Source organism: Salmonella sp. NW38 (genome assembly GCF_051807745.1).
Taxonomy (GTDB): Bacteria; Pseudomonadota; Gammaproteobacteria; order Enterobacterales; family Enterobacteriaceae; genus Salmonella; species Salmonella enterica.
The window spans coordinates 1-5,881 of record NZ_JAMMTO010000020.1; the positions used below are offsets into that span (position 1 = coordinate 1).

The following is a 5,881-nucleotide window of genomic DNA, read 5'->3' on the forward strand; positions in this document are numbered from 1 at the left end:
TATCCAGCTAATCGGCATCGGTGTACTCGGCGAGTATATCGGAAGGATTTACATTGAAACCAAAGCAAGACCTAAATATATCATTAAGAAAGTTGGTCAAATAAAATGATGGAATTTAAAAAAAATTATTTTTGGCATGTATCTGTAATCATTATTGGCCTTGCCATTGGCTTAGTGCATCACATTTATATTTATCCGAATTTTTTTCACGCAGATTCAGCAGCATATCAAGTTTTAGCTTCAGCCATAAGAGATGAAGGGGTTTTACTTCCACATGATTTTTTCTACGGCAACCAACTTATTATGCTAAAAATAAGCCCATTCATAGCCTTAGCCAACTGCATTGGTTTTTCAGGATATAAGGCTTATGCAATAGGCGGTGCAATAGCGATCTGCGTTTGGTTTTATATTTGCAATCTAATTATCTCTAAATATTGTGGTAATAAATATTTTTCTCTTTTACTATCAACTTGCTTATTCATTCCGCTTGGTATGGATGATATTGATTTTTTACTTGGTCAGGAATCGCATCTTTCGAATGTAGTACTTTCTATTATGATATGCCTACCGGTTATCATATATATTCAAGAAAGCAAAAAGAGTTTTTTGTGTATTTCTGCCCTTGCTGTTATTCTAATGACTGCAGAGCAGCCAATTAGAACTTTGATTATTATAGCACCTTTCATTTTATTCATACTGATTATATTCAGATCAAAAAATTCAGTTGTGTCAATGTTATCTATAGCTGTATCTTTTGTTATCGGCAAGATGGCAAATGATTATCTTTTAGGCAGACATTTCCCACTCAAGGTCGACTATTCTCAAGCATCGTTGTTAATATCTCCAGATAAAGCAATTGACAATCTTTTTATAATTTTAAAGTCAATCCTGGTGTACTCTTCATCCTCTAGCTTGGCTGTTGGAAGTAACGCAATAGGAATATTGACACCTTTCTACTTTATGGGCTTATTGTATATACTTTTATTTATTGCAACTATTGTATATGGCTTAAAAATATTTCTTCACATTTTGATTGATGGCAGAAAAACTAAAACTAGTATTTGTCGACTAGATCTGTTATGTGCATTGGGAGCTACAGGTTTTGTTTTAGGACTGCTACTTATATCATGCCTCAACCCAGAAGGTCGTCATATTTTCTGGGCAACTTGTATACTAAAAATTTCTGTATTTGCCACCATTTTTAAAATTTTTAAAAGTAATATAAAAAATAATACATATTCATATTCATTAACTATTGCAATGGCTATATGCATGTCAGCAATAGCACCAGTACTATATACAACAAAAGCAGAGTCTTTTAGTTACAATAAATCCAATATGAATTCAGAAATAAATAAAAAAATTATTTCAATTGTAAAGTCAACTGGAATAACATATATTTATGGAGAGGATTTTTGGAGAATGCAACTATTAAACTCGATTGATGCAGAAGTACACTCTTCTGAACTCACAGACTCTTATAATAAATTTGTAATTCCTAGAACGTGGTTGTCCAGACCAAGTTGGTACTGCATTAATGGTGAGGTTTTATATTACACAAAAGATGGCAAGGCGGATAAAATAATAGAGTCAGAATTAAAGAGTAAAAACGGAAAAATATTGTATAACGGTGCGGAAGGGAAAATATGGTTAGGACCTGTAATATGGAGCAAGCCTAAGTGGTGTAATTAACTATAATTCCGCCTCAGAGACTGTAATTTAAATTGTGTATCTGCCTGTTTTTGATATGTTCATTCCGACAACGGAGACAGGCAAATGATGGACGAAAATAAACTCAAAGCGCTGGCTGCTGAACTGGCTAAAGGCCTTAAAACCAAAGCCGATCTCAACCAGTTTTCCCGAATGCTGACGAAGCTTACTGTCGAAACTGCGCTCAATGCAGAACTGACCGACCATCCCGGGCATGAAAAAAACACGCACAATAAAGCTCAAACATCCGTACTGGCTACTCGTCAAAAACCCTGCTTTGCGGTGATGACGAGATTGAATTGAACACGCCGCGTGACCGTGGAAACACCGTCAAACCTCAGTTGATTAAGAAGAACCAGACGCGGCTCACATAGATGGACAGCCAGATTTTATCGCTATATGCCAAAGGCATGACCACGCGCAAAATCGCCGCCACCTTCAAAGAAATGTACGATGCCGATGTGTCGCTCACATTGATATCCAAAGTCACAGATGCCCTAAAAGAGCAGGCTACGGAGTGGCAAAACCGGTAACTGGATGCGCTGTATCCCATTGTTTACATGGACTGCATTGTCGTAAAAATCCGACAAAATGACAGCGTCATAAACAAAACTGTCTTCCTGGCGCTGGGTATCAACACCGAAGGCCAGAAAGCTCTGCCGGGTAGGTGGCTGACCGAAAATGAAGGCGCAACATTCTGGCTGAATGTGCTGGTGGAGCTGAAAAATCGTGGTTTTCAGGACATCCTGATTGCCTGTGTGGACGGCCTGAAAGACTTTCCGGATGCGATAAACAGCGTCTACCCGCAGACCCATATCCAGCTGTGCATCATCCATATAGTACGTAGCAGCCTGAAATACGTGTCCTGGAAAGACTACAAGGCGGTCACCAGTGGTCTGAAGACGGTTTACCGAAGAGGCGGCGCTGATGATGCTGAATGTGTTCGCGGGCGTGTGTGACGACAAATACCCGCAGATCAGCAAAAGCAGGCGTGCGCACAGGGAAAACCTGAACACATTATTCAGCTACCTGCCGGATATCCGCCAGGCGATCTACACCACAAACGCTATCGAATCACTGAACAGTGTGATCCGGGCCGAGATAAGAAATGCAAGGTATTCCCGGGAGACGACTCAGTGTGGAAGGTTATTTATCTGGCGATCAAAGATGTCTCAAAAAAGTGGAGTATGCCGATCCAGCACTGGCGGCTGGCAATGAGTCGTTTTATTATTGAGGTCGGTGACCGCTAGAGCGCTGAGGAATCCCCAGTAATGGGCGGGTAAAAAAAGACAGACATAGAGTTTTGTGATCTACTGATTTGTGTAACCAATTCAATGAGATCACCTCTATGTCTGCTCGCCAGGTATGTCAAAATTTTTTCTGCGGCGCTTTAGCTCCGTTTCACAAATATCGACAAAATGCTTTGCTGGACGCCACCATCGCACTTATCAATGGCGCATCTCTGACGCTGACCAGTATCGGACGTTATTTACCAGGTACTGCTCAGGTCAAAAATAAAATAAAACGTGTTGATCGTTTGCTCGGTAATGTGTCTCTTCATCACGATATCCCCCTGATTTTCAGAAATATTATTTCCATGCTGACGAACCGACTATCACTGTGCGTCATCGCTGTTGACTGGAGCGGGTATCCCTCTCAGGAGTATCACGTACTCCGTGCCAGCCTGATTTGCGATGGACGTTCGCTACCCTTGCTGAGCTGGATAGTTCCTTCGGAAAAACAGCAAAACGCAAAGGTACAGCAAGCTTTTCTTAATACTCTTTTCGAGGCGGTAAACCCAAAAGCAAGGGTCATCATCGTCACGGACGCAGGGTTCCAAAATGACTGGTTCCGGCACATAAAATCTCTCGGCTGGGATTTTATCGGACGCATCAGAGGCAATGTCCGGATGCGTTTGGACAGCAAGGGGGAATACTGGTTCCGGCGTCAGGAATTGCAGGCCAGTACTAAACCGGAATATCTGGGGCCGGGAATGCTTGCCCGATCAAAATATACCCGATGCGATGGTCATTTTTATTTGCCGAAAGGACGGAAAAATAAATGCTCTCGCTGTGGTATAGCCAGACCATCACAGATAAAAGATGCCCGCTCGGCGGCAAAAGAACCGTGGTTAATATTCAGTAGCACAAACAACTTTAAGCCGCGAGAAATCATGAAGTTATACAGTCGCCGAATGCAGATTGAGCAAAACTTCAGGGATGAAAAAAGTGAACGTTTTGGGTTCGGCCTGCGTGCCAGCTACAGCCGTTCGGCAGAAAGAGTGCTGGTACTGAGCCTACTGGCAACACTGAGCACAATAGTGCTGTGGCTTATCGGCTATCACGCTGAAAATCAAGGGTTACATCTTAGGTACCAGGCCAATAGCATTAAAACACGGCGTGTAATCTCGTATCTGACGTTAGCGGAGAATGTCTTACGACACTCCCCGCTAATTTTAAAACAAACGGTGCTAAGCACCGTTCTTAATCACCTCGCCAGAACCTACCAGAATATGGTGTTGGTTTATTAGCACTGATTTATGGGGATCCCTCAGCGCCAGAGCGATCACCTTTAATACAGTTGCAGTTACACAGAATTATGGACAGGCTCCTTGTTGACTACTCTATAACAATCCTTGCATCATCATAGTAAATTATATATGCGTTATCAATCTCTTTTATATGCCCCTCCCGTCCATACTGGTTTAATATTTTATCAATATCATGCTTGAACTCTGTGACGATATATCTTGATTTAAAACCGTACCATGCTTTATTGGACAGCCAGTTTAACCTAACCGCTTTGTTTTCATCAGTAAACGTGATTGGCCTTACGTCTCCGTTTTTAAACAGAGTCACGGCAGACGCAACCCAGTATGTGCCGTAACCATCACCGAGGTTATTATCACGAACAAAGTTACTAATATCTTGTACTCTCGAATTCGGTAGTTCGTATCTTCCGCTTGGGATGAAAATAAAAATCAGTATGATAGTTGAAGCAAAAGCATAGAGTCTTTGATCGGCTTGTGAATTTAGATAACGTGCAATTAGAGCGGATCCAGTAATAAAAGAGAAAACCAGATACCTTGTAGTGCCAAGGTCTACAGGCATATTACTTGCTACATATGCGGCTGGTAGCAATACTGAGGAAATGGATAATGCAGTATCAACAAACGAAGCTTTAAACCTGTTTTTAATAGCTACAACTAAAAGAGCTAACCAAAATATCATCACTGCAAATCTACTAAATATCATCACATTGCTTGCAGAAAGCTGTTTTCCGAAAATGAAGGCGTCGAAATACTGGATGATGCCAACAATGAAAAGATTGAGGTTAGATGGTATATTCTCGTAGTTAACAAATGCTGGAGGTTGAGTCCCGGGGGTGTTTAGTAGACCAAAATAATTTGCCACTAAAGCAAGAAACTTTGCTATGGCAACACCAACAATAACTGCAAATACATAGCGCCACTTGCTAAAGTCTTTGTTTATCAATACATGAACAATAAAAGTAACAACTATCGGTATAGTGATATAGTAGTTGAATATCGAGTCGCTGAATACAGATGCAGCAGTGAGAGTCGTGACGCATGCCAGTTTAATTGTTGTATGTTTATCATACCTAAGCATATTTAAGCACACCAGAGCAAATATGATAGTTCCTACATGTACACATGTCTCTAGTGTCATGGTTGACGCCATAGGAGATGAAATGATTACGCATGGAATTAGCGCTGCGATTGACCACTTCATTTTCCCATCTGTATGTGACAGAGCAAAGGCCAGCATAATAGTAATCGTGTAGAATACGGCTGGTAACACATACATCAGGTATATACTGTCACCAAAAACCCTGATTACTATCATATACCATATCGCCTCAGTGAAATAAAACGATACAGTAGAAAGAGTCCATCCTCGTAGCAGAATGTTTCCATCCGCCATATCTTTTGCTTCTAAAAATAAAGATGCTCCATCAGATGTAACTGGGTTATTGAAGGAAATATAAAGGCAAAGCGCGAAAACGCATAATGAGAAGATCAAATATAAAGCCACCGTGCTTTTATTTAACACTATTCTTCCCCTTCAAAATATATTTAGGTCTTGCTTTGGTTTCAATGTAAATTCTTCCGATATACTCGCCGAGTACACCAATGCCGATTAGCTGGATG

General features: G+C 40.9%; 3 protein-coding genes and 3 pseudogenes. 4 read left to right on the forward strand and 2 right to left on the reverse strand.

The features are described from left to right. From NA624_RS22755 to NA624_RS22770, 4 genes and pseudogenes are all read left to right on the forward strand, one after another. A pseudogene (locus NA624_RS22755) lies at positions 1–109 on the forward strand (glycosyltransferase); the annotation flags it as partial. Then, positions 106–1,692 (forward strand): hypothetical protein, encoded by a 1,587-nt coding sequence (locus NA624_RS22760; protein ID WP_000969798.1) that lies wholly within the window; start codon positions 106–108, stop codon positions 1,690–1,692. The pseudogene NA624_RS22755 and the gene NA624_RS22760, both read left to right, overlap by 4 nt. A gap of 87 nt (positions 1,693–1,779) precedes the next feature. Continuing rightward, positions 1,780–2,960, forward strand: a pseudogene (locus NA624_RS22765) (IS256 family transposase). A 98-nt stretch (positions 2,961–3,058) separates the two neighbouring features. Continuing rightward, a complete protein-coding gene (locus NA624_RS22770; protein ID WP_001276202.1) occupies positions 3,059–4,240 on the forward strand; it encodes an IS4 family transposase in 1,182 nt (393 codons plus the stop codon). A gap of 88 nt (positions 4,241–4,328) precedes the next feature. On the opposite strand, the gene NA624_RS22775 is transcribed toward NA624_RS22770, so the two are convergent. Beyond that, positions 4,329–5,783 carry a hypothetical protein gene (locus NA624_RS22775; RefSeq protein ID WP_001545165.1) on the reverse strand — a complete coding sequence of 485 codons (1,455 nt, stop codon included), beginning with the start codon at positions 5,781–5,783 and terminating at the stop codon, positions 4,329–4,331. Beyond that, positions 5,773–5,881 (reverse strand): annotated as a pseudogene (locus NA624_RS22780) (glycosyltransferase); the annotation flags it as partial. The pseudogene NA624_RS22780 and the gene NA624_RS22775, both read right to left, overlap by 11 nt.

Excerpts from the sequence above, each read along its gene's own strand:
- NA624_RS22760 (WP_000969798.1), top strand. The coding sequence starts at position 106 with ATGATGGAATTTAAAAAAAATTATTTTTGGCATGTATCTGTAATCATT.
- NA624_RS22770 (WP_001276202.1), top strand. The coding sequence starts at position 3,059 with ATGTCTGCTCGCCAGGTATGTCAAAATTTTTTCTGCGGCGCTTTAGCT.